Origin of the sequence: Microbacterium abyssi, from assembly GCF_015277895.1 — a bacterium.
In the GTDB taxonomy this organism is placed as follows: Bacteria; Actinomycetota; Actinomycetes; order Actinomycetales; family Microbacteriaceae; genus Microbacterium; species Microbacterium abyssi.
This window is the reverse complement of sequence record NZ_CP063815.1, coordinates 2,409,941-2,434,099: the sequence shown is the minus strand read 5'-3', so window position 1 is coordinate 2,434,099 and position 24,159 is coordinate 2,409,941. Positions and strand designations below refer to the sequence as shown.

Here is a 24,159-nt window from a genome sequence, read left to right as displayed (position 1 = left end):
CCGGCGCGGCAGGTGGCGCTTCGTGCCGCTCGCGCCGCGGCGAAGCGGCAGCAGCCGCCATCTCCCGGGGCGGTGGCCGGGCTGAACGGCACGCCCGGTAGGCTTGTCCCGTGAGCATGGACATCGAACTCGGCCGAGCAAAGCGCGCGCGTCGCGCATACACGTTCGACGACATCGCGGTGGTGCCGTCGCGGCGGACCCGCAACCCCGAAGACGTCTCGACCGCATGGACGATCGACGCGTTCTCGTTCGACACACCCGTCATCGGCGCGCCGATGGACTCGGTGGTCAGCCCGAAGACGGCGATCATGCTCGGCAAGCTCGGCGGCCTCGGCGTCCTCGACCTCGAGGGGCTGTGGACGCGCTACGAGAACCCCGAGCCTCTCCTCGCCGAGATCGCCTCGCTGCCGCCTGAGAAGGCGACCGTGCGGATGCAGCAGCTGTACTCCGAGCCGATCAAGCCCGAGCTCATCACCTCGCGCCTCGCCGAGATCCGCGAAGGCGGCGTGACCGTCGCCGGCTCGCTCACCCCCCAGCGCACCCAGGAGCTGTACGACATCGTCGCCGCGGCCGGCGTCGACCTGTTCGTGATCCGCGGCACCACCGTGTCGGCCGAGCACGTCTCCAGCGTGGCCGAGCCCCTGAATCTCAAGAAGTTCATCTACGACCTCGACGTCCCCGTCATCGTCGGCGGAGCCGCCACCTACACGACCGCGCTGCACCTGATGCGCACCGGCGCAGCAGGCGTTCTCGTCGGATTCGGCGGGGGAGCGGCATCCACCACGCGCGCCACCCTCGGCATCCACGCCCCGATGGCCACGGCCGTATCGGACGTCGCCGCCGCGCGTCGCGACTACCTCGACGAATCCGGCGGACGCTACGTGCACGTCATCGCCGATGGCGGCGTCGGCACCTCCGGCGACATCGTCAAGGCGCTCGCCATGGGCGCGGATGCCGTCATGCTCGGCGTCGCTCTCGCTCGCGCGACGGATGCCCCCGGCCAGGGCTTCCACTGGGGGCCAGAGGCGCACCACCCGCAGCTTCCGCGCGGACGCCGCGTCCAGACGCCCGGCATCGCGACGCTCGAGGAGATCCTCTACGGTCCGGCTCCCGTCGCCGACGGCACCGCCAACCTCATCGGGGCGCTGCGCAAGTCCATGGCGACAACCGGATACTCCGACCTCAAGGAGTTCCAGCGCGTCGAGGTCGTGCTCGCCCCGTACCAGCAGTCCTGACGGGCGTCCTCATCCCGTGACGACGCCTCAGGAGTTCCCGCCGACCCTTCGCGAGGTCATGCTGCGCGGCCGCTGGATCGCGGTGCTGTGCGCGTGCCTCGTGGTGGCCGGCGTGTTCGCGTTCCTCGGGCAGTGGCAGCTGGAGCGCGCCGTCGACACCGACCCGGTGCCGGCCGGCGTCACGGAGGAGGTGAGGCCGCTCACCGAAGTGGTCGGCCCTGGCGAGTACCTGCCCGAACCGTACGTCGGGCAGCGCGTGGAGACCGCCGGCACCTGGGTGCCCGGCGACTTCCTCGTCGTGTCGTCGCGCTTCAACGACGGTGTCGAGGGGTACTGGGTGACCGGCCAGCTCCGCGTCGCCGACCGCACCTCGATCGCGGTCGCGCTGGGATGGGCGCCGGATCGCGAGAGTGCGGATGCCGCGGCCGCCGACCTCGAGGAGAATGCCGCGGGCCCCGACGCCGAGATCGCCGGGCGCGTGATCTCGGATGAGGGAACGACACTGCCGCCCGCCGATGACCCGCACGCGATGGACCGCATGTCGCCGGCGATGCTGCTGGGCCAGTGGCACGACATCGAGCAGCTGTCCGTCTACCGGCCCTATCTCGCCTCTGTGGAGGCGCCGGAGGGCCTGGCGGACATCGCATCGCCTGCCCCGAACGAGCTCGCCACCGTCAATTGGCTGAACATCTTCTACGCGCTCGAATGGGCCGTCTTCGCCGGTTTCGCGTTCTACATCTGGTACCGCCTGGCGAAGGACCGCTGGGAGCTCGAGGTCGAGAAGTTCGAGGAGAGCACAGGGTCATCCGTCTCCTGATCCGGGGAACCTGACTTTCGTCCAGGTGATCCGCGGTCGGCGTGCGCTGAAAGTCGTATCGCCTCGGCGCGCGGAAGAACTTCCGGTTAGCGATCTGTGAACTCACTCGGGAAAGTCCCAGCCCACTCATAAGCTCACTCGCGAGTGGCCGCGGCGTGGACCCTGTGTTTCGCGGACATTCCCTCGTGCGCCCCATGGCGGTGTCCGGGGTCTCATCTGTCGACGAGGAGAACAATCGCATGATGTACACCCCCGACGGCGCGGCGCATCGCGCCGGATCGTCCATCGCACGCAGACGGGTGCGCATCGGCGCTCTCGCGCTGACGACCGCATGCGCGATGAGCTTCGGAACGCTCGTCGCCGCTCCCGCCTTCGCCGCAGTGGACGGCACGGGCGTCGTCATCAATGAGGCATATCTGTCCGGCGGCAGCGCTGGCGCCGCCTTCAAGAACAAGTTCGTCGAGCTGTACAACCCGACCGACGCCGACATCACGCTCGACGGCACGTCGATCCAGTACCGTTCCGCGACAGGCACCGGCAACACGAACAACGTCGTCCCGCTCTCCGGCACCATCCCCGCCGGCGGGTACTTCCTCGTGCAGGGCGGCTCGAACGGCGCCAACGGTGCGGATCTCCCTTCGCCCGACGCCACCGGCAGTCTGAACCCGAGCGGCACGACCGGCACGCTCGCCTTGGTCGAGGGCACCTCGGCGGTCACGCTCGCCACCGGATCGGTCGTCGGCGCCGAAGGGGTCGTCGACCTGCTCGGGTACGGCGGGTCGAACACTTTCGAGGGCGCACTGGCCACGGCGCCAGCGAACAACCAGGACGTCAAGTCGCTGAACCGCACCGACGGCGCAGACACCGACGACAACTCCGCCGACTTCACCCTGTCGGCATCGATCACGCCGCAGGGCACCGGCGGAACCGACCCTGATCCCGACCCGCAGCCTGACCCCGACCCCGAGCCGACTGCGGTCTCCATCGCCGAGGTGCAGGGCACCGGCGACGTCTCGCCGCTCGCCGGCCAGAACGTCACCGTCGAGGGCGTCGTCACGGCTGACTACCGCACCGGCGGCTACAACGGCATCGTCATCCAGACGCAGGGCACCGGCGGCGAGAACGACGCGACCCCCGGTGCCTCCGACGGCGTCTTCGTGTTCTTGGACGGCAAGCAGGCCCCCGGCGAGATCGGCGACCTCGTCTCGGTCACCGGCACGGTCTCGGAGTACTTCGGACAGACGCAGATCTCTCCCGCCGCAGCCGAGGACGTCTCGGTCGTCACGGCCGGCGTCGGTGCTCCCGCTGCGACGCCGCTTCCCGGAACGGTCACGGGCGCGGATCGCGAGGCTTACGAGAACATGCTCGTCGCGCCCGACGGCACCTACCGGGTGGCATCCAGTCATCAGCTCTACAACTTCGGCACGCTGTGGCTGAACCCCGGCGAGCTCAACGTCAAGAGTACTGAGACGACCCGCCCCAGCGACGAGGCGAACGCGATCGCGGCCGCCAACCGCGCCGAGCGCATTCTGCTCGACGACGGGTACAGCGTCCAGATCAGCAACAACGCCCACACAGGCGAGCAGCCGTACTTCATCGAGGACGCCATCGTGCGCAACGGCGACGTCGTCGACTTCGCCGACGCCGGCTACGTGCTTCAGTACGGATTCGAGGACTGGCGTCTGCAGCCGGTGACCCCGATCACCGATGCGAGCGACGCCGCAGCCAGGGCATCGTTCACCACCGAGAACCCGCGCCCCGAGACGGCCCCCGAGGTCGGCGGCGACGTGCAGGTCGCGGCGTTCAACGTCTTCAACTACTTCACGACGATGAGCGAGGACGACGCCGACGCCCGAGGCGCGAAGAACGAGGAGTTCTTCGCGGTCCAGCGTTCGAAGATCGTCACGGCGATAGGCGGCCTGGATGCCGAGGTCGTCGCGCTGATGGAGATCGAGAACTCGGTCCACTTCGGCGACGGCACCCCTGACGTGGCTCTCGCGGACCTCGTCGACGGACTCAACGAGGACGCCGGCTCAGATATCTGGGAGTACGTCCCGACGCCGGAGGCCCTGCTGGGCACCACGACCGACGTCATCACGAACGCGATCATCTACAAGAAGGATGCCGTCACGCCTGTCGGCGACAGCACCGCGGTGATCGACGAGTCGGTGTGGGGCAACGCCCGCGAGCCGATCGCGCAGACGTTCGACATGGACGGCAGGATCGTCTCGGTCGTCGCGAACCACTTCAAGTCGAAGTCCGGTGACGGCGACGAGCCGGCCGACGGCCAGGGTCACTTCAACGCCGACCGCACCGCGCAGGCGCAGTCGCTGCTGTCCTTCACCGAGACGATCGCCGACACCGCGGGTAGTTCCGACATCCTGCTGCTCGGCGACTTCAACGCCTACGGTCAGGAAGACCCGATCAATGTGTTCGCGGAGGCCGGCTGGATCGACCTGGTTCCGGCGAACGCCGAAGGCCAGTACACGTACACCTTCGACGGCGAGCTCGGCTCACTCGACCACGCGATCGCGTCGCCGCAGCTTGCGGAGTCGGTGACCGGCACGGGCGTGTGGACCATCAACTCGCCCGAGTGGAGCGACCGCGGCTACGCGTTCGGCGCGGCCGAGGCCGGCACGCCGTTCCGCTCCAGCGACCACGACCCGGTCATCGTCGGCATCTCCAGCGAGATCCCGCCCGTCGACATCGACATCGTCACGATCAACGACTTCCACGGTCGCATCGAGGCGGACGGTGCCGCAGCCGGTGCCGCTGTGCTGGCAGGCGCGGTGAAGTCGGTGCGCGACGCGAACCCGAACACCGTGTTCGCCGCAGCCGGCGACCTCATCGGAGCGTCCACCTTCACGTCGTTCATCAACGACGACAACCCCACCATCGATGCGCTGAACGCGGCCGGGCTCGAAGTGAGCGCGGCGGGCAACCACGAGTTCGACCAGGGCTGGGAAGACCTCCGCGACCGCGTGCAGGACCGCGCGGACTGGGAGTACATCTCCTCGAACGTGTTCCTCACCGAGACCGGTGAGACCGCGCTCGCACCCGCATGGGTGAAGGAGATGGACGGCGTGAACGTCGGCTTCATCGGCGCTGTGACCGAAGAGCTCGACTCGCTCGTCTCGCCGGAGGGCATCGCCGATCTCGAGGTGCGCAGCATCGTCGATTCGGTGAACGCCGTGGCCGACGAACTCACCGACGGCGACACGGCCAACGGCGAAGCCGACGTGCTGGTGCTGCTCGTGCACGAGGGTGCGACGTCATCCGACATCGCCAGCATCACGCCGGACTCGGCTCTCGGCGAGATCGTCGCCGGCGTCGACGACAGCGTCAACGCGATCGTCTCGGCGCACACCCACCTCGCGTACAACCACGTCATCGACGGCCGACCGGTCGTCTCGGCCGGTCAGTACGGCGAGAACTTCGGTCTGATGAACCTGCAGGTCGACCCGGAGACGAAGGAGCTGCTCTCGATCACCAACGAGATCAAGCCCCTCACGCAGGACGGCGTGCCGCTCTACGAGCCGGTCGCCGACGTGCAGAAGATCGTCGATGACGCCAAGGCCGAGGCTGACGTCCTCGGTGCTGAGTCGGTCGGTCAGATCACCGGGGACTTCAACCGCGCACGTCAGACCAACGGGTCGGAGAACCGCGGTGGCGAGTCCACGATCGGGAACTTCGTCGCCGACGTCCAGCAGTGGGCGACCGGCGCCGATGTCGCGATCATGAACCCCGGCGGCATCCGCGCGAACCTGACGCACGCCTCTTCCGGAGAGACCGACCCCGATGGCAACGTGACGTTCCGCGAGGCGGCCACGGTGCAGCCCTTCGCCAACACCCTGGTGACGCTGAGCCTCACCGGCGCCCAGCTCAAGGGCGTGCTCGAGGAGCAGTGGCAGCCGGAGGGCGCGAGCCGCCCGTTCCTGAAGCTCGGCGTCTCGGAGGGGCTGCAGTACACCTACGACCCGACGGCGGCGGCGGGCGAGCGGATCACCTCGATCACGCTGAACGGAGAACCGATCGACCCGGAGGCGTCGTACGTCGTCGCGGCCAACTCGTTCCTCGCGGCGGGCGGAGACAACTTCGCCACCTTCGCCGAGGGCACGAACAAGGCCGACACCGGCAAGATCGATCTGCAGTCGATGGTCGACTGGTTCGACGCCAACGGCACGGCGACGCCCGATCTCGCGCAGCGTGCGGTCGGCGTGTCGCTGAGCGCACCGGATGCCGACGGCTACAGCGCAGGCGACGAGGTCACGATCGACCTCTCGTCGCTCGCATTCAGCGGTGGCGAGCAGGCACCGGGTGAGGTCACGGTCTCGCTGGGTGACACGGTGCTGGCGACCGGCGCCGTCGACCCGACGATCGTCGACACCACCGATGAGGCCGGCCGCGCGAGCCTGACGTTCACCGTCCCCGAGGGCGTGTCCGGCGAGCAGCTGCTCACCGTCGCGGTCGCGGATGCCGGCACGAGCGTGCAGGTCCCGATCACCTTCGCGGATGCCGGTGAGGAGGAGTTCGCCGGAACCATCGAGGTCGAGGGCAACACCGTCAGCGCCGGCAAGAAGCTGACGGTGACGGGCGCGGACTTCGAGCCGGGCGAGACCCTCACGGTCACGCTCGAGTCGAAGAAGGGCAAGCTCATCGAACTGGGCACCGTCGTGGTCGAGGAGGACGGCACGTTCTCCGCCTCGGTCACGGTTCCGAAGAAGACCGACGCCGGACGCTACACGGTGATCGTCGCCCAGGCTGACGGCGACCAGGCCACCGACCAGGTCACGGTCAACAAGGGCGGCGGCAACGCCGGTGGCATCATCGGCCAGATCATCGACTGGCTGTGGGACATCATCCGCGGCTGGTTCTGATCGACTGAAGTCGCAGCGGAGGCCGTCGGGAGCGATCCCGGCGGCCTCCGTCGTGCGTTCAGGCGGACGGCGCCCAGCGGAAACCGTCGGGATCGGTCGCCTCGCCGAGCCCGCCGCCTATGACGATGCGGTGGGAGCCGGAGCCCTCGGCATCCACGCCCGCGGATTTCGCGAGCGCGGCGCGCTTGTAGAGACCGAGCCCGATTGACCCCTCGGGCATCTCGAAGTCGACGTAGCTGCCGAAGCTCTTGCCGACGCGGATGCCTCGCTCCACGTAGAACGCCTTGCTCGCCTTGACGTCGTCGGCACCCAGAAGCAGGACGAAGTTCTCGATCGTACGGCTCGGCGGCGCGGCATCCTTCTTGGACGATGTGGCGATGTTCCACACCGCGCCGTCCGGTGCCTGGACGGTTCCGCCGAAGCCCCACAGCGACTTCGCGGCCGGCTTCAGCACGGTGGCGCCGGCGGCGATCGCGTCGTCGAGAACGAGTCGCGCGTCGGCCGGCTGCCGGACGATGAGGGAGAGGGTGTATCCGCGGAAGCCCGAGGTCGCGGCGTCCGACCGGATCAGGCGAAGCCTGTCGCCGAGGTCGAACGCTTGCGAGTAGAACGCTTCCGCGCCGGGCAGGTCGGTGACCTCGAGTGTGATGCTGTCGATCGTGTTCATGTCAGCGACGGTACGCGCGTCCGAATGCCGTGTCTTCTCGATTCCTGATCGATCAGAGCGCGGCGGGAGGCGCTGTGCCCGCGGGTAGACTTGACTACATGCCCGAACCGAAAGCCGCCTCGTTCCCGAAGATCCGCGGGGCGCTGAAGTTCTATCAGATCGCCTCGATCGTCACCGGTGTCATGCTGCTCCTGCTGCTGGCAGAGATGATCCTGAAGTACACGCCGATCCATCTCGAGCTGTTCGCCGGCGGCGACCGCGGACTCCTCTGGTTCGCTCCGGTGATCATGCAGGACGGATGCCAGTGGTACTCGCTGTTCGTGCCGGGCGGCATGGGGTGCGAAGACATCTCCACGGGCGAGACGGCGGGTGGCATCAACCTCTCGCTGCTGATCCTCGTCGCGCACGGCTGGTTCTACGTCGTCTATCTGTTCGCGATCTTCCGCCTGTGGAGCCTGATGCGCTGGCCGTTCGCCCGCTTCATCATGCTCGCACTCGGCGGCGTCATCCCCGCCCTCTCCTTCATCATGGAGGTCAGGGTCTCCCGCGAGGTCAAGGCGTATCTCGCATCCCGTGAAGCCGCGACGGCTGCAGAACCCCAGACACAGGAGGCAGCGCGATGAGCGCCGACACCGCACAGCGCCCCGTTCTCGTCGTCGACTTCGGCGCCCAGTACGCGCAGCTCATCGCACGCCGCGTCCGCGAGGCCGGTGTCTACAGCGAGATCGTGCCGCATACGGCCAGCGCATCGGAGATCGCCGAGAAGAACCCGGTCGCCCTCATCCTCTCCGGCGGTCCGTCGTCGGTCTACGAGGAGGGCGCACCCTCTCTCGACGGCGCGATCTTCGATCTCGGCGTCCCGACGCTCGGCATCTGCTACGGCTTCCAAGTCATGGCGCGCGCCCTCGGCGGCGAGGTCGCCAACACCGGTCTGCGCGAGTACGGCGCCACGGATGCCGTCATCGCGAACGACGGCGGCGTGCTGCTCGGCGGTCAGCCGAACACGCAGAACGTGTGGATGAGCCACGGCGACCAGGTCTCCCGCGCGCCCGAGGGCTTCGACGTCCTGGCATCCACCCCCGACACCCCCGTGGCGGCCTTCGGCAGCGACGAGAAGTGCTTCTACGGCGTGCAGTGGCACCCCGAGGTCAAGCACTCCGATCACGGCCAGGAGGTGCTCGAGAACTTCCTGCACAGGGCCGCAGGCCTCGCCTCCGACTGGAACAGCGGCAACGTCATCGAGGAGCAGGTCGCGCGCATCCGCGAGCAGGTCGGCTCCGCCCGCGTCATCTCAGCGCTCTCCGGCGGCGTCGACTCCGCCGTCTCGACCGCGCTGGTGCACAAGGCGATCGGCGACCAGCTCACCGCCGTGTTCGTCGACCACGGGCTCCTCCGCAAGGGCGAACGCGAGCAGGTCGAGAACGACTACGTCGCCTCGACCGGCGTGCGTCTGATCACCGTGGACGCACGTGAGACGTTCCTCGGGCATCTCAAGGGCGTCAGCGACCCCGAGCAGAAGCGCAAGATCATCGGCCGCGAGTTCATCCGCGCGTTCGAGCAGGTGCAGCGCGACCTCGTCGCAGAGGCTGCGGCCGAGGGCGAGCCGATCAAGTTCCTCGTGCAGGGCACGCTCTACCCCGACGTCGTCGAGTCGGGCGGCGGCACGGGAACCGCGAACATCAAGTCGCACCACAACGTCGGCGGTCTGCCGGAAGACCTCGACTTCGAGCTCATCGAGCCGCTGCGCACCCTGTTCAAGGACGAGGTCCGCGCGATCGGCCGCGAGCTGGGCCTGCCGGAGGCCATCGTCGGCCGGCAGCCGTTTCCGGGCCCCGGCCTCGGCATCCGCATCGTGGGTGAGGTCACCGCTGACCGCCTCGAGATTCTGCGTGAGGCCGATGCCATCGCCCGCGAGGAGCTGACCAAGGCAGGTCTCGACAGCGAGATCTGGCAGTGCCCCGTCGTGCTGCTCGCCGACGTCCGCTCGGTGGGCGTGCAGGGCGACGGCCGCACCTACGGCCACCCCATCGTGCTGCGCCCGGTGTCCAGTGAAGATGCCATGACGGCCGACTGGACCCGCCTGCCGTACGACGTGCTCTCGAAGATCTCCAACCGCATCACCAACGGCGTGCGCGACGTCAACCGCGTCGTGCTCGATGTGACCTCCAAGCCCCCGGGGACCATCGAGTGGGAGTGACGGATGTCACGAGAGCTCGAAGGTGAGCGCAGCGTGGCGCTCGTCCGCGACAGCGGACGAGCGGGAGTGACGCCGGCATGACTTCGGTGCTGCCATCGGGCGAGTATCTCGTGCTCGCCAGCCGGCTCATCCCCGACCTGGACGGCGGCTTCACGATCTCCGTGCTGCGGCGCGCTCGCGACATGGCCGCGGCCGGTGCTCGGGTGCGCATCCTCACGGTCGACCCGGGAACCGCCGAGGAGCATGATGCGCATCGCGCCGAATGGCGTCGTCGTGGTCTGCTTCCCGACGGTGTCGAGCTGCGCAACCTGTTCGACGATGCGCGAGCGGATGCCGCGTGGCTGCGCGCCGCTGCGCGGCCGCTCGACGATGCCGCGGATTCCGCCGGCGATCGCCGGATCATCACCGATTCCGACGGCCGCACTGTGCTCGAGCTGCCGGTCATCCACGGCGACCCGAACTGGCATCTGAGCGAAGCCTCGGTAGTCGTCTGGGACGCGGCAGGCCCCGTGGGCCGGCTGGCCGGCTTCGGTGCCCTGTATCGCACCTGGATCAACGCTCTCGCCGCGGAGACGGAGGGCGTGATCGTCATCTGCGAGGCGCGTCAGGTCGGGGAGCTCCTCGTCGCCGACGCCGCACCGCTGCTCGCCCCGGGTGTCGTACTGCTGCACGCCACGCACGCCTGTCATGTGCTGGCGCCGTTCCACTGGGATTCGCCGATTGATGCGATCTGGGAGCGCTGGCTCGGCATCGCGGACCGCTTCGATCAGGTCCTCTGGCTCACCCCCTCTCAGCGGGCCGATGTGGAGCGGCGCATCGGGAGCGGCATCCGCTCTGCCGTCGTCCCGCACTCGGTGCCCGTCGAAGGGCAGAACCTCCCGGTACCGGGGCGCCTGTCGATGATGTGCTCGCTCATCCCGCGCAAGCGCGTGGATCACGCGATCCGCGCGCTGGCGCGCGTGCGCGCCGACGTGCCAGACGCCGAACTGCACGTGTACGGTGCGGGAGCACTGCGGCACGACCTCGAGCAGCTGGCCGCAGAACTCGGTGTCGACGATGCGGTCGAGCTGCACGGTCACCTCGCCGATCTGTCGGAGGCGTGGCGCGAGGCGGATGCCTTCGTCTTCACCAGCACGAACGAGGGGCAGGGCATGGTCGTGCTCGAAGCGCTCGGGCACGGCGTTCCGTTGATCTCCTACGACATGCCGTACGGTCCGAAGGATGCGCTCGTCGACGGCGGCGGCATCCTGGTGGACGACGGCGACGTCGAAGCGCTGGCATCCGCGATGACAGCCGTCATCGGCGACCGGCGCCGCCGTGACGAGCTGGCATCCCAGGCGCGAACCGCAGCCGCGCGCCGGAGCCCGGCGGCATCGATGGCGGCCCTGGGCGCGGCGGTGCGCGACGCGATAGCCGCCCCGGCCGCCCGCCCCGGCCGCTGAGCGAAGATTCCTCAGAACTTTCTCGGACGAAGTGTCGATCGAGGTCTATCCCGTTCGACGTCTTCAGTGAGAGGGTCGAGAACGACCCCGCAACCGAAGGAGAACATCATGAAGTTCATGCTGATCATGCGCGCAACCGACGAGGCTGTCGAGGCCTACGAGCAGATCCCGTTCGAGCAGATCATCGAGGCGATGGGCAAGTACAACGAGTCGATGATGAAGGCCGGCGTCCTGCTCGCGGGGGAGGGCCTCACCGATGCCGCCGAGGGCTTCGTCGTCGATTTCAGCGCCGAGAAGCCGCTGGTCACCGACGGCCCCTACGGCGAGACGAAGGAGCTGTTCAACGGATTCTGGATCATCGAGGTCTCGACGCGTGAAGAGGCCGCGGAGTGGGCGAGCCGCGCACCGCTGACCGCCGGCAGCTACCTCGAGGTCCGCCGAGTGACCGAGATGGAGGACTTCCCGGCCGACAACGAGTGGATCCAGAAGGAAGAGGGCTGGCGCGAGGAGCAGTCTCAGCGCGCCCAGCAGTGACATGACGGAATCCGGTCCCGACGGCGGCGCGGTGCGCTCCACACCAGAGGTGGAGCGCACCGTCGCCGCCGTGTGGCGCATCGAGTCCGCGAAGATCGTCGCAACCCTGACCCGGATGGTGGGCGACTTCGGGCTCGCCGAGGACCTCGCCCAGGATGCCGTGCTCGAGGCGCTGCGCCAGTGGCCCGCCGAGGGCGTGCCGCGCAACCCCGCGGCGTGGCTGACGGCCGTCGCGAAGCGCCGGGCCATCGACGGCTGGCGTCGTCAGGAGCGCTACGACGACCGGATCGCGACGATCGCGCACGATCTCGAACGAGAGCAGGCGGATGCCGCGGACGCCGCCCCCTGGGATCCGGATGCGATCGACGACGATGTGCTCCGGCTGATCTTCATCTCCTGCCACCCCGTCCTGTCGCGGGAGGCGAGCGTGGCACTGACCCTTCGCGTGGTCGGCGGTCTGTCGAGCGAGGAGATCGCCAGGGCGTTCGTCGTCCCCACCGCGACCGTGCAGCAGCGCATCGTCCGCGCCAAGAAGACGCTGGGCGCCGCGAAGGTGCCGTTCGAGGTGCCGGGGCGTGAGGAGTATCCCGAGCGCATCGCGGCCGTCCTCGGCGTGCTCTACCTCGTCTTCAACGAGGGACACGCGGCCAGCAGCGGGGAGGACTGGATGCGCCCCGAGCTCAGCCACGAGGCGATCCGTCTGACACGCGTGCTGGCGGCCCTCGTGCCCCGTGAACGCGACGCGCACAGCCTGCTCGCGCTGATGGAGCTCACCGCCGCACGGTTTCCGGCCCGGGTCGACGCCCATGGGGAGCCGATCCTCCTCGCAGACCAGGACCGCAGCCGCTGGGACCGCGGCCGCATCTCTCGCGGTCGGGCCGCGCTCGAACGTGCCGACGCGCGCGGTCGCGGGCGCGGTGCATACGGACTGCAGGCGGCCATCGCGGAGTGCCATGCGGTCGCGGCATCCATCGACGACACGGACTGGGACAGGATCGTCCTGCTCTACGAGGCGCTGGGCAGGATCGCGCCATCGCCGATCGTGGAGCTGAACCGGGCTGCGGCCGTCGCTATGGCGATGGGCCCGGCGTCCGCTCTGCGCATCATCGACCGGCTCGCCGAATCAGGAGCGCTGGCGGGATACCATCTCCTGCCTGCCACCCGCGGCGAGATGCTGCTGCGTCTCGGACGCAGAGAAGAGGCCCGCTCCGAGTTCGCTGTCGCCGCCGAACTGGCGGGAAACGACCGGGAGCGGGCCCTTCTGGAGGCGAAGGCCGCCGAATGATCAGATCTAGTCGTCGACCTTCTGACCGCGGCCCACGATGAGGCCGTAGATCAGCAGCACGACGATCGCACCGCCGATGGCGAGAGCCCACGTGCCGAGGTCGAAGAACTCCTCAAGTCCGCGGCCGAAGAGCAGACCTCCGATCCAGCCGCCGAGCAGTGCGCCGACGACGCCGAGCAGCAGCGTGACGAACCATCCGCCGCCCTGCTTGCCCGGCAGGATCAGCTTGGCGATCGCTCCGGCGATGAGACCGAGAAGAAGAAATCCGAGAAAACCCATGATCAATCCCCTTTCTGTTTGCGGTGATGCAACTATGCTCCTCTGCGCGGTACACGCGCTACACCCTTGCGGCGTGGCTGCGACTGCCGATATGAGGCTGGGAATGCGAATGGCCCCATCTCCGAGGAGACGGGGCCATTCACCGGTGAGGATCTGATCAGTCGCTGCCGCGGGCGATCGCGATGATGCGGAGGATCTCGACGTACAGCCAGACGACGGTGACCATGATGCCGAAGCCGCCGACCCAGCCGTACTGACGGGGAGCGCCGTTGCGCACGCCCTGCTGGATCTGGTCGAAGTCCATGACCAGCGAGTACGCGGCCATGAAGACCACGAGAACGCCGATGATCAGGCCGAGCGGAATGCCCATGATCTCGACGCTGCGCAGTCCGAACGCGTTCTGGTTGACGCCGGTCCACATGAGGACGAGGTTCAGCAGCGAGAAGACGAGGTAGCCGACCATGGCGATCATGAAGACCTTGGTCATCTTCTTGGACGCGCGGATCTTGCCGTTGGCGAACAGCGCCAGGGTCACGCCCACGACGGCGAGGGTCGCGAGCGTCGCCTGCACGACGATGCCCGGGTAGATGACCTCGAAGAATGCCGAGATGCCACCGACGAAAAGACCCTCAAGAGCGGCATAGCCGAAGATCAGCGCGGGGCGCACCTTCTTGCGCGAGGTGAAGGTGATGACCATCGCGAGCACGAATCCGCCGAGCGCACCGATGATCATCGGCAGCATCGACACGCCCGCGCTCGGGTTGAAGGACAGTCCGCCCAACGACCAGACCCAGCCGATCGCTGCGGTGACGAGGAGGATCCCGAAGAGTCCTGCGGTCTTCCAGACGGTGTCCTCGACGCTCATCCGGTCGGTCTCGATGGAACCGGCGGAGGGCGATGCGTACATGCCCTCGAGCTGCGCGTTGGCGGCAGCATCCATGGCGCCGTGCTGGAGCGAGGCGGCCTGGGCCCCCTGCACACCCCGCTGAGCGCCGGGCGCACCCGGGTAGCTGGCGACGTTGCGCGGATCCTGCTGCTGGAACGCCGGGTTGTTGAAGGCGAAATTGCTCATGGTGGGTGGGCCTCACTCCGAAAGGGTTTGAAGGTCGCTTTCCTCTACGATACCGGCGGAATTCTATGTATGGGGTGTTCTAACCTGAATCCATGCCCAGGAAGTCGCCGCTCGTCATCGGCCACCGGGGCGCACCCGGCTACCGGCCCGAACACAGCAGATCGTCATACGAACTCGCACTCGCGATGGGTGTGGATGCCGTCGAGCCCGACGTCGTGGCGACGAAGGACGGCGTGCTCGTCGTCAGACACGAGAACGAGATCTCCGGCACGACCGACGTCGAGGACCATCCGGAGTTCGCCGACCGGAAGACGACCAAGCGCATCGACGGCCAGCCTCTGACGGGATGGTTCACCGAGGACTTCACCTGGGATGAGCTCGCAACCCTCCGCGTGCGGGAACGACTGCCCGAGGTGCGCCCGTCCAGCGCCTCGTTCGATGGCGCGCAGCCCATGCTGCGGCTCACCGATCTCCTGGAGCTGATCAGCGCCGGCTCGAGCGAGCACGGACGCGAGATCGGGGTCGTGCTCGAGGTCAAGCACGCGACCTACTTCGCGAGCATCGGCATCGACCTCGCCCCCCTGATCGCCCGCGACCTGCGCGCCGCCGGCTGGGCAGACGGCCAGCTGCCACTGATGATCGAGTCGTTCGAGTCGACGGTCCTCGCGCAGCTGCGCGAGGAGGGCATCGCGGCGTCCTACATCTACCTGATCGAGGCATCCGGTCGCCCCTACGACCAGCTCGTCGCGCATGGCCGACAGGCCGCCACCTACAAGGCCACAGTGACCGCGCGCGGGCTCGACGGGCTCGTCGGCAGGGTCGACGGGATCAGCGTCAGCAAGCGGATGCTGCTCGTCAAGGGCAACACGATCGTCGAGGATGCGCACACCAGAGGGCTGAAGGTGTTCACCTGGACGGTCCGCCCCGAGAACGCGTTCCTCGCGGCGGAGTACCGCGGCGAGGGCGGCCGGCAGGCGTTCGGCGATTACGAGTCGGAATGGGCCGTGATCGCACGTAGCGGCGTCGACGGCGTCTTCGTCGATCATCCCGATCTCGGCGTGGCGTTCTTCCGCCGCTGATTCCCTGCCAGAATGACCGCATGAGCGGAATCGTCGCCGAGGGCGTCAGCAGGTCGTTCGGCACGGTTCACGCCGTCAGGAACGCGAGCTTCCGAGCCGGACGCGGTCGCGTGACGGGACTTGTCGGCCCCAACGGCGCGGGAAAGACGACGCTGCTGCTGATGCTGTCGTCCCTGCTCGCCCCCGACACCGGCACGATCCGCATCGGCGACGTCGACCCCCTCGAGGATCCGCTGAGCGCACGCCGCCTGCTCGGCTGGATGCCGGATGCGCTGGGCGCCTGGCCGTCCCTCACCGCACGCGAGACCATCGTCACGACCGCGCGCCTTTACGACATCGACCGGGCAGCAGCCGAGGCCCGCGCCGCCGAACTGCTCGTGCTCGTCGGCCTGAGTGAACTGGCGGATGCTCCGGCGAAGGTGCTCTCGCGCGGGCAGAAGCAGAAGCTGGGCCTTGCCCGCGCGCTCGTGCACGACCCGCAGGTTCTCCTGCTGGACGAGCCGGCGTCCGGACTCGATCCGGATGCGCGCGTGCAGCTGCGCGTGCTGCTGCGCCGCCTCGCAGCCGAGGGGCGCACGGTCCTGATCTCGAGTCACATCCTCTCCGAGCTCGAAGAGGTCATCGACGACGCGGTGTTCCTCGTCGCGGGCTCCGTCGTCGACGCCGCGACCGCCCAGGCTGCCGCCCGAGGCTGGCGCATCCGCCTCAGCGGGGCGGATGCTGCACGGCTGCCCGCCGACGCCGATCGGATCGCGGGAGCGCTCGGGATGGAGCCGGGAGCCCTCGGCATCGACCGCAACGCCGTGCTCGCCGGGTTCGAGACGGAGGACGCTGCGGCCGCGGGACTGCGCCGCCTCGTGGATGCCGGACTCGCGATCAGCGAGTTCGCACCGGCGCAGAGCGCACTGGAGCACACCTTCCTCAACCTGCCACGGGCGGAGCCGCACGCATGAACCTCACGCACATCGGCCTGATCGCCCGGCTCGAGCTGACCCAGCGGCTCCGCAGCGTCAGCTGGTACATCCTGCTGGGCGTCTTCGCCCTGATCCTGCTCGGTGTCACGGCGCTGTCCTTCTCGGTGTACGCGTCCACCGAGGTGACGGGCGCCGGCGTCTACTCGATCGTCGTCAACGTCGTGCTGCTGCTGGTGGTGCTCGTCTCGCCGACGCTCAGCGGGAACGCGATCAACGGCGACCGCGATGCCGCGACCCTCGCCGCCGTGCAGGTCACCGCAGCATCCACCGGCGACATCATGCTCGGAAAGCTCCTCGCGGCGATCGCCACGGGAGGCGTGTTCCTCCTCGTCGCGGTGCCGTTCCTCGGCGTCTCCCTGCTCGCCGGCGGAGTGCATCCCGCGACGCTCGCCGTCTCGCTTCTCGTGCTCGCCGCCGAGATCGTCGTCGTCGCGGCCATCGGCGTGGGCCTGAGCGGGCTCATCGCGCGGCCCCTCTTCTCTGTGGCGGCGACCTACCTCGTCGTCGCGGCTCTCGCGATCGGTACTCTGATCGCCTTCGGTCTGGGCGGCGCAGCGCTGCGCAGCGAGACCACGAGCTACAACCGCCCGTACGACGCCTTCGGAAACGTCGACTGCGAGCGGTGGGAGACGTACACCTATGAGGTGCCGCGGTTCGATCGCGTGTGGTGGCTTCTCTCCGCGAACCCGTTCGTGGTGCTGGCGGATGCCACGCCCACCGTCTACGACGCCCAGGGATGGCCGGTGGACGTGTTCGGGCAGATCAAGTACGGCGTGCGCGGCGCGCAGCTGCCGCCGCAGGACTACCGCTGGGACGAGTGCGACCCCAGCGCGTCGCAGAGCCAGCAGCAGACGCCGCGTGAGGTCATCGACAGCACAGTGCCGAGCTGGTTCGTCGGTCTCGGCATCCAGATCGTCATCGCCGGCGGACTGTTCGCCGGCGCCTGGGCGCGCACCAGCACTCCCGCGCGGATGCTGCCGCCGGGCACACGCATCGCCTGACCCCGCCCGGACACGGCCCGTTCATCTGCTCGACGGATGCCGTGCCCCTGCCGGACAGCCGGAATCGGTCGACTGAGACACGTTCGTGTCCCATCCCGACCTCTGGAGTCACATGTCTCGCCTGTCTCGCGGGCTCGCGGCATCGGTGGTCGGCGCCCTCGGCGCCGCCACCCTTCTCGCCGCACCGACCGCCGCTGTCGCCGCTGCAGAGCCGCTCGGCATCCGCATCAACGAAGTCGTCTCCAACGGGGGCATCCCGGACGACTGGATCGAGTTCTACAACCACTCCGACGGTCCAGTCGATCTGACGGATTACGTGGTCAAAGACGATGACGACGCACACGCGTATGTCTTCCCCGCCGGCACGGTCGTCGAGCCCGGTGCCTACCTCGTCCTCGACACGCTGACGGATGGCGCGGGCCACTTCGACTTCGGTCTGGGCAAGGGAGACAGCGTCCGCCTCTTCGCGCCCGGCGACGCGGACGGCGCGACTCCGCTGCTCGAGGCGACATGGCCCGCCGGCACTCACGCAGTGCCCAGCTGGGGCGCGAAGGGCGAAGGCGCCGACGTCGAATACGCCGTCACGGCCGACTCGACCAAGGGCGCGGAGAACATCTTCCCGACCGAGGGTGACGGCGGGGGCGAGGACGAAGGCGACGGCGGCGATCCCGTCGCCGGCTCGGTCGTCCTCAACGAGGTCGACTCCGGCCCCGCCGATTGGGTCGAGTTGTACAACCCGGGCGCCGAGGCGCTCGACCTCTCGGGTTACGAGCTCCGCGACAACTCCGACGACCACCGCTGGCGGTTCCCCGCCGGAAGCGTGATCTCCGGCGGCCAGTTCCTCGTCGTCGAGGCCGCAGCCGCCGGTCGTGTGTTCGACGATGAAAGCGACACATACGCGGACGGCGAGTTCGGCGACGCGATCGGCATCGGCAGCGCCGACGAGATCAGGCTCTTCGACGCGAGCGGCACGCTGAGCGACCGCACCGGCGCCTGGGAGGGCCACGCGAACATCGACGGCGACGAGATCGCCGCGACTCTCGCGCGCTGCCCGGACGGGCGGGGCGAGTTCGTTCTCGCACACGAGACGAAAGGCGCTGCCAACTCTTGCGTTCTGCCTGACGTCGTGATCAACGAGATCGAGTCCAACGGCGATGCGACCGACTGGATCGAGGTCGTGAACCTCGGTTCGACCCCGGTCGACATGTCCGGGTGGACGGCGATGGACGACGACCCGGTCGGTCACGCCGGCGAGACCACGCCGCTCGCCGCAGGGACCGTCCTCGAGCCCGGCGCCTACTTCGTGTTCGATCAGACCCGGGACTTCGTCTTCGGTCTCGGCGGTGGTGACACCGCCACGATCCGGGATGCCCGTGGGATCACGGTCGCCGAGCACGCGTACCCCGACCACGCGGACGGCGTATGGGCGCGCTGCGAAGACGGCACGGGCGAGTTCGCGGACCTCGCGACCTCGACCAAGGGGATCCGCAACGCCTGCGGCAGCCCGGTGCGCATCAACGAGGTCGAGTCCGACGGCGAACCCGACTGGGTCGAGCTCGTGAACCCGACGGGCGAGATGCTCGACGTCTCGGGCATCGTCGTGAAGGACGACGACGACACTCACGCGTACGAGATCGCCGAGGGCACCAGCATCCCGGCGAACGGATACCTCGTGATCGACGAACTCGACTTCGGGATCGGCAAGGACGACATTGTTCGCGTGTTCGACGGCGAGCAGCTCGTGGACTCGACCTCATGGGGTGGTGCGCACATCGCGCCCACCTGGGGCCGCTGCCCCGACACCACCGGCCCGTTCGCGGCGACGTCGGAGTCCACACCCGGCACGGCCAACGTCTGCGTCGGTGAGATCGCGGTCTCGGCATGGCCCGGTTCGGCCGATGTACGGGCGCTCGACAGCATCCCGATGTTCCTCGAGGACAGCTCCGGGCTCGACGTGCAGCAGACCGCCGAGGGCGCGTTCCTGTGGGCGGTCGACAACGGCACCGGCACGATCTGGAAGCTGAAGGCCTCGGCCGACGGGTCGGTCTCGTTCGCGGACGGTTGGGTGGACGGCAAGCGCGTCCGATTCCAGAAGGACGCGTCGGATGCCGGCGCGGCGGGCCCCGACACCGAGGGCATCACGGTGGACGGCAGCGGTCTGGTCTATCTCGCTTCCGAGCGTGACAACGGCGACAAGGGCGTGAATCAGAACAAGATCCTGCAGGTCGATCCCGACGCAGCCGGCCCCGACCTCGTCGCCCTGACCGAGTGGGACCTCACCGAGCTGCTCCCCGCAGTCGGCGCGAACCTCGGCATCGAGGCCGTCGAGTGGGTGTCGGATGCCACGCTCGCTGGAAAGCTCTTCGACGACAACACGAACGCGCCGTACGACGGCTCGGCGTACGCCGGTGACGGACTGTTCTTCGTCGCCGTCGAGGACGGCGGCGGCGTGTACGCGTTCGCGCTCGCCGCTGACGGCTCCGCCGAGCTCGTCTCGACCATCGACCCCGGCCTCGCCGGAGTCATGAGCCTGGACTACGACTCCGTGCTCGGCGTGCTGTGGGCGGTATGCGACGACGGCTGCGGCGGCAAGTCCGCGCAGATCACGCTCAACGGCAGTGACAAGCCCGGTATCGCGCACTTCGCGCGACCGGCCGGCATACCCGACATCAACAACGAGGGCTTCGCGACGGCGCCGGCCTCGCTCGCGACGGACGGCCAGCGCCCGGTCTGGTGGTTCGCCGACGGATACACCTCGAACGCATTGCGAACCGGCACGCTGCCGGCTGCTGCGGATGGCGAAGGCCCCGACGACGGCGAAGGTCCCGGCAACGGCGGAGGAGGCGGTGACGGCGGCAGCCAGCCCGGTCCCTCCGTGGAGCCGCTCCCCGGCACCGCGCTGGTGGACGGCAACCGCGGCGACGCGACTGTGAGCCAGTCGGTCGTCGCGCCCGGCGGTCAGGTCACGATAACGGTCGGCACGCAGCACGCCGGCGTCGACGTCGAGGTCTGGATGTACTCCGACCCGGTGTTCCTCGCCGGCGGAACGCTGAACGCCGCCGGAGCCATCACCGTCAGCATCCCCACGGACGCCCCGGCCGGCTCCCACCGTCTCGCGGTCTACTCCGCCGACGGCGAGCTGCTGGGCTGGGCGAACATCGAGGTCAGCGGCGGCGCGGCGCTCGCGGCCACCGGCTCCGAGCTGCCGACCGGAAACCTCGTGCTCGCACTCGGCCTGCTCATCGCCGGCGCGCTCGCCGTCACGCTGCGCCGCCGCGCGCAGAAGGCCTAGCCTGACCAGGCGAAGGCGCGTGGGGCCGATCGCTCCACGCGCCTTCGCCGTTCGCCCGACGCACTACTTCGCGTCGAACGGCCCGCGACGGGTGGAGACGACGTCCTTGCCGAGCGGCATGAGCGAGATCGGCACCATCTTGAAGTCGGCGATCGCCATCGGGATGCCGATGATCGTGATGCACAGCGCGAGTCCCGAGATGATGTGTGCGATCGCGAGCCACCAGCCGGCCAGAACGACCCAGACGATGTTGCCGAGAAATGCTGCGGCACCGGATCTCGGCTTGTCGACGACTTGCCGCCCGAACGGCCAGAGCGCGTAGCCGGCGAGACGGAACGACGCGATCGCCCAGGGGATCGTGAGGATCGGGATGCACAGCAGGATGCCGGCGACGACATAGCCGAGGAACAGCGCCCAACCGGCGAAGACCACCCAGATGATGTTGAGGATCGTGCGCATGAAGTGCTCCTTCGTCAGTGCCGGTCGCGCCGCGCGCGCCGGCCGGTGATGCTCTCGATGGCGAACCGCAGCGGCGTCGCGCGTTCGTCGCCCGCCCACGGCGAGACGCGCCCGACGGATGCGGGGACGTCCTCTACGGCGAGCAGGGAGAGTCGGCCGTGCATCAGGACGCTCCACCCCGTCCCCGCGAGGTCGTCGTGATAGTCGATCTCGAAGGCTGCCGGCGAATCGTCATCCGCCAGTCGGCGCAGGATGCCATCGGACGAGGTGCGGATTACGAGATCGCCCTCTGACATCGCATAGTTCACGGGGAAGATCTGGATGCGCTCATCCGTGAGGAAGCCGATTCGGCCCACCGTGGTGCTGGTGAGCAGCTCGCGGCACTCGTGCTCCTGCAGATCGCTGATCATGTCGTCCTCCTGAGGCGGATCGCAACCGGGTGTCTGCGGCCCAGCCTAGACTCGAAGGGCCATGACCGAAGCCCCTCTCATCGTCCCGTCCACCTCAGGCCCGCGCGCTTCCGGAGCGCACGACCAGGACGACCTGCTCTCGGGTCTCAACCCGCAGCAGCTCGCCGCCGTGACCTACCGCGGCCCCGCGCTGCTCATCGTCGCCGGAGCCGGCTCGGGCAAGACGAGCGTGCTCACCCGCCGCATCGCGTCGCTGCTGCGCGGGCGCGAGGCGTGGCCCAGTCAGATCCTCGCCATCACGTTCACGAACAAGGCGGCGGGCGAGATGCGCGAACGCGTCGAGCAACTCGTCGGCGAGGCATCCCGCGGCATGTGGATCTCGACGTTCCACTCCGCGTGCGTGCGGATCCTGCGCCGCGAGGCCGAGCAGTTCGGGTTCACCAAGTCGTTCACCATCTACGACTCCGGCGACTCGCGCGCGCTGCTCAAGCGCCTGGTCAAAGAGCACGAGGCCGACGCCTACGGGCTGACGCCGGCATCCGTGCAGTCACGCATCTCGAAGCTCAAGAACGAGCTGCAGGACTCCGAGTCGTACGCGCGCGACGCGAACATGAGCGACCCCGCCGAACGCAAGTTCGTCGAGATCTTCGCCGATTACCAGCGGCAGCTGCGCAAGGCGAACGCGTTCGACTTCGATGACCTCATCGGCCAGACCGTGTACCTCTTCCGCGCCTTCCCCAAGGTCGCCGACACGTATCGGCGGCGGTTCCGGCACATCCTCGTCGACGAGTACCAAGACACCAACCACGCCCAGTACGCGCTCATCCATGAGCTCACTCGCCCGGTTTCAGCCGAAGCGCCCGACCCGTATGCCTCGAACGGCATGATGATCTTCGAGCCCGAGACAGCGCCTGAACTGGAGGGCGCCTCGCTGACGGTGGTCGGCGACTCGGACCAGTCGATCTACGCGTTCCGCGGCGCCGACATCCGCAACATCAGCGAGTTCGAGCGCGACTTCCCGGGAGCCAGGGTCGTGCTGCTCGAGCAGAACTACCGATCGACGCAGAACATCCTCTCGGCCGCGAACGCCGTGATCGGGCACAACTTCGACCGCAAGGACAAGAAGCTGTGGAGCGACCGCGGCGACGGCGACAGGATCGTCGGGTTCACCGGGTACTCGCAGCACGACGAGGCGCAGTTCGTCGCCGATGAGGTCGAGACGCTGCGCCGTGCAGGAATGCCGTACTCCGAGATGGCGGTGTTCTACCGCACGAACTCGCAGTCTCGTGCGCTGGAGGAGATCTTCATCCGCTCGGCCGTGCCGTACAAGATCATGGGCGGCACGAAGTTCTACGAGCGCGCCGAGATCAAGGACGCCCTGGCCTACTTGATCTCGGTGGCCAACCCCGCCGACGAGATGTCGGTGCGCCGCATCCTCAACAAGCCCCGCCGCGGCATCGGAGACGTCACCGAGACAGCCATCGCGCGCTTCGCCGAAGACCACGGCATCACCTTCCGCGATGCTCTGTCCGTGCCGGCCGAGCTCGGCGTCGGGCCGAAGATCCAGGCCGGGATCGCACAGCTGGATGCCGTGCTGAAGGAGGCGACCGAGCTGATGCTGCCGGCATCCGGCGAGGTGCCCGCGCCCACGGTCGTGGCCGACGGGCTCAGCCTGCTGCTCTCCAAGAGCGGATACCTCGACGCGCTGCGCGCGAGCCGAGATCCACAGGACGAGGCGCGCGTCGAGAACCTCGATGAGTTCGTCGCCGTCGCCCGCGACTTCGCACGCAACAATCCCGAGGGCACGATCGCCGACTTCCTCACCGAGGTGGCGCTGGTCTCCGACGCCGACGACCTCGACGACGAATCCGGCTCTGTGTCGATGATGACGATGCACACGGCCAAGGGCCTCGAATACGACGCCGTGTTCGTCACCGGCGTCGAGGAGGACCTCATCCCGCACCGGATCTCCGCCGGGGAGCCGGGCGGCCCGCAGGAGGAGCGCCGGCTGTTCTACGTCGGCATCACCCGCGCCCGCAAGCGCCTGCACCTGTCGCTCGCGATGACCCGCGCGCAGTTCGGCGAGGTGTCGGTGGCGATGCCGAGCCGGTTCCTGCAGGAGATCCCCGCAGAGCTCGTCGACTGGCGGCAGTCGCCAGGAGACGTGAACTCGCGCGGCGGAATGCAGTCGCGCGCGCTCAACGGCCGACGGTCCGGCGGGTTCGGCTCCGGCTCCGGCGGGTACGGCTCGGGTTCCGGCGGCGACCGCTTCGGCGTCAAGAAGCTGCCGCCGCGGGACTCCCTCAAACCGCTGTCGACATCGATGGACAAGTTCCCGAACAAGGTCACCGGCAAGGTGCGCGACAACGGCGATCTCGAACTCGCCCAGGGCGACCGCATCCGCCACGACGACTTCGGTGACGGGCGGGTCGACGCCGTCACCGGCGAGGGCGCGAAGCGCATCGCCCACGTGCGCTTCGACTCGGCCGGTCTCAAGAAGCTCCTCATCAAGATCGCCCCGATCGAGAAGCTCTGAGGC

Annotated in this window: 18 protein-coding genes; 13 read left to right on the top strand and 5 right to left on the bottom strand. The window is 68.5% G+C overall.

The genetic code is table 11. The features are described from left to right. Positions 1-116: 116 nt before the first annotated feature. From IM776_RS11760 to IM776_RS11750, 3 genes are all read left to right on the top strand, one after another. Positions 117-1,235, top strand: a complete 1,119-nt coding sequence (locus tag IM776_RS11760) for a GuaB3 family IMP dehydrogenase-related protein (RefSeq protein WP_194422631.1) — start codon at positions 117-119, stop codon at positions 1,233-1,235. A gap of 58 nt (positions 1,236-1,293) precedes the next feature. Further along, on the top strand, positions 1,294-2,052 hold the full coding sequence (locus IM776_RS11755; protein ID WP_194422630.1) for an SURF1 family protein: 759 nt from the start codon (positions 1,294-1,296) through the stop codon (positions 2,050-2,052). Between the two features lie 239 nt (positions 2,053-2,291). Next, positions 2,292-6,929 carry an ExeM/NucH family extracellular endonuclease gene (locus tag IM776_RS11750; RefSeq protein ID WP_194420282.1) on the top strand — a complete coding sequence of 1,546 codons (4,638 nt, stop codon included), beginning with the start codon at positions 2,292-2,294 and terminating at the stop codon, positions 6,927-6,929. A 58-nt stretch (positions 6,930-6,987) separates the two neighbouring features. On the opposite strand, the gene IM776_RS11745 is transcribed toward IM776_RS11750, so the two are convergent. Then, on the bottom strand, positions 6,988-7,596 hold the full coding sequence (locus IM776_RS11745) for a VOC family protein (RefSeq protein WP_194420281.1): 609 nt from the start codon (positions 7,594-7,596) through the stop codon (positions 6,988-6,990). Between the two features lie 98 nt (positions 7,597-7,694). On the opposite strand from IM776_RS11745, the gene IM776_RS11740 reads away from it, so the two are divergent. The 5 genes from IM776_RS11740 to IM776_RS11720 all read left to right on the top strand — a co-directional run bounded on the left by IM776_RS11740 (position 7,695) and on the right by IM776_RS11720 (position 13,054). Then, positions 7,695-8,219 carry a DUF3817 domain-containing protein gene (locus IM776_RS11740; RefSeq protein WP_194420280.1) on the top strand — a complete coding sequence of 175 codons (525 nt, stop codon included), beginning with the start codon at positions 7,695-7,697 and terminating at the stop codon, positions 8,217-8,219. Beyond that, a complete protein-coding gene (gene guaA, locus IM776_RS11735) occupies positions 8,216-9,793 on the top strand; it encodes a glutamine-hydrolyzing GMP synthase (RefSeq protein ID WP_194420279.1) in 1,578 nt (525 codons plus the stop codon). The genes IM776_RS11740 and guaA overlap by 4 nt, the downstream gene beginning before the upstream one ends. 77 nt (positions 9,794-9,870) lie before the next feature. Further along, positions 9,871-11,235 (top strand): glycosyltransferase, encoded by a 1,365-nt coding sequence (locus tag IM776_RS11730; RefSeq protein WP_194420278.1) that lies wholly within the window; start codon positions 9,871-9,873, stop codon positions 11,233-11,235. Between the two features lie 108 nt (positions 11,236-11,343). Then, positions 11,344-11,769, top strand: coding sequence for a YciI family protein (locus IM776_RS11725; RefSeq protein ID WP_194420277.1), 426 nt, complete (start codon positions 11,344-11,346; stop codon positions 11,767-11,769). A 1-nt stretch (position 11,770) separates the two neighbouring features. Then, positions 11,771-13,054 carry an RNA polymerase sigma factor gene (locus IM776_RS11720; RefSeq protein WP_194420276.1) on the top strand — a complete coding sequence of 428 codons (1,284 nt, stop codon included), beginning with the start codon at positions 11,771-11,773 and terminating at the stop codon, positions 13,052-13,054. Positions 13,055-13,060: 6 nt separating this feature from the next. On the opposite strand, the gene IM776_RS11715 is transcribed toward IM776_RS11720, so the two are convergent. Continuing rightward, positions 13,061-13,333: a GlsB/YeaQ/YmgE family stress response membrane protein gene (locus IM776_RS11715; RefSeq protein WP_194420275.1), complete on the bottom strand. Its 273-nt coding sequence runs from the start codon at positions 13,331-13,333 to the stop codon at positions 13,061-13,063. A 157-nt stretch (positions 13,334-13,490) separates the two neighbouring features. Continuing rightward, positions 13,491-14,405 carry a Bax inhibitor-1/YccA family protein gene (locus tag IM776_RS11710; protein ID WP_194420274.1) on the bottom strand — a complete coding sequence of 305 codons (915 nt, stop codon included), beginning with the start codon at positions 14,403-14,405 and terminating at the stop codon, positions 13,491-13,493. A 92-nt stretch (positions 14,406-14,497) separates the two neighbouring features. Here IM776_RS11710 and IM776_RS11705 point away from each other — a divergent pair, with 92 nt between their 5' ends. The 4 genes from IM776_RS11705 (at position 14,498) to IM776_RS11690 (ending at position 20,751) form a co-directional block, all read left to right on the top strand. After that, the gene (locus IM776_RS11705) at positions 14,498-15,484 is read left to right on the top strand and encodes a glycerophosphodiester phosphodiesterase family protein (RefSeq protein WP_194420273.1); all 987 of its coding nucleotides are present in this window, start codon (positions 14,498-14,500) and stop codon (positions 15,482-15,484) included. A 20-nt stretch (positions 15,485-15,504) separates the two neighbouring features. Continuing rightward, entirely contained in the window at positions 15,505-16,437 is a 933-nt protein-coding gene (locus tag IM776_RS11700) for an ABC transporter ATP-binding protein (protein WP_194420272.1), read from the top strand. Continuing rightward, on the top strand, positions 16,434-17,459 hold the full coding sequence (locus IM776_RS11695) for an ABC transporter permease (RefSeq protein WP_194420271.1): 1,026 nt from the start codon (positions 16,434-16,436) through the stop codon (positions 17,457-17,459). The genes IM776_RS11700 and IM776_RS11695 overlap by 4 nt, the downstream gene beginning before the upstream one ends. Positions 17,460-17,571: 112 nt before the next feature. Continuing rightward, entirely contained in the window at positions 17,572-20,751 is a 3,180-nt protein-coding gene (locus IM776_RS11690) for a lamin tail domain-containing protein (RefSeq protein WP_194420270.1), read from the top strand. Positions 20,752-20,814: 63 nt separating this feature from the next. Here the strand turns inward: IM776_RS11690 and IM776_RS11685 are convergent, their stop codons facing one another. Next, positions 20,815-21,210, bottom strand: coding sequence for a YccF domain-containing protein (locus tag IM776_RS11685; RefSeq protein ID WP_194420269.1), 396 nt, complete (start codon positions 21,208-21,210; stop codon positions 20,815-20,817). A 14-nt stretch (positions 21,211-21,224) separates the two neighbouring features. Then, positions 21,225-21,620: a pyridoxamine 5'-phosphate oxidase family protein gene (locus tag IM776_RS11680; RefSeq protein ID WP_194420268.1), complete on the bottom strand. Its 396-nt coding sequence runs from the start codon at positions 21,618-21,620 to the stop codon at positions 21,225-21,227. 61 nt (positions 21,621-21,681) lie between these two features. On the opposite strand from IM776_RS11680, the gene IM776_RS11675 reads away from it, so the two are divergent. Continuing rightward, positions 21,682-24,156 carry an ATP-dependent helicase gene (locus IM776_RS11675; RefSeq protein ID WP_194420267.1) on the top strand — a complete coding sequence of 825 codons (2,475 nt, stop codon included), beginning with the start codon at positions 21,682-21,684 and terminating at the stop codon, positions 24,154-24,156. Positions 24,157-24,159: the final 3 nt, after the last annotated feature.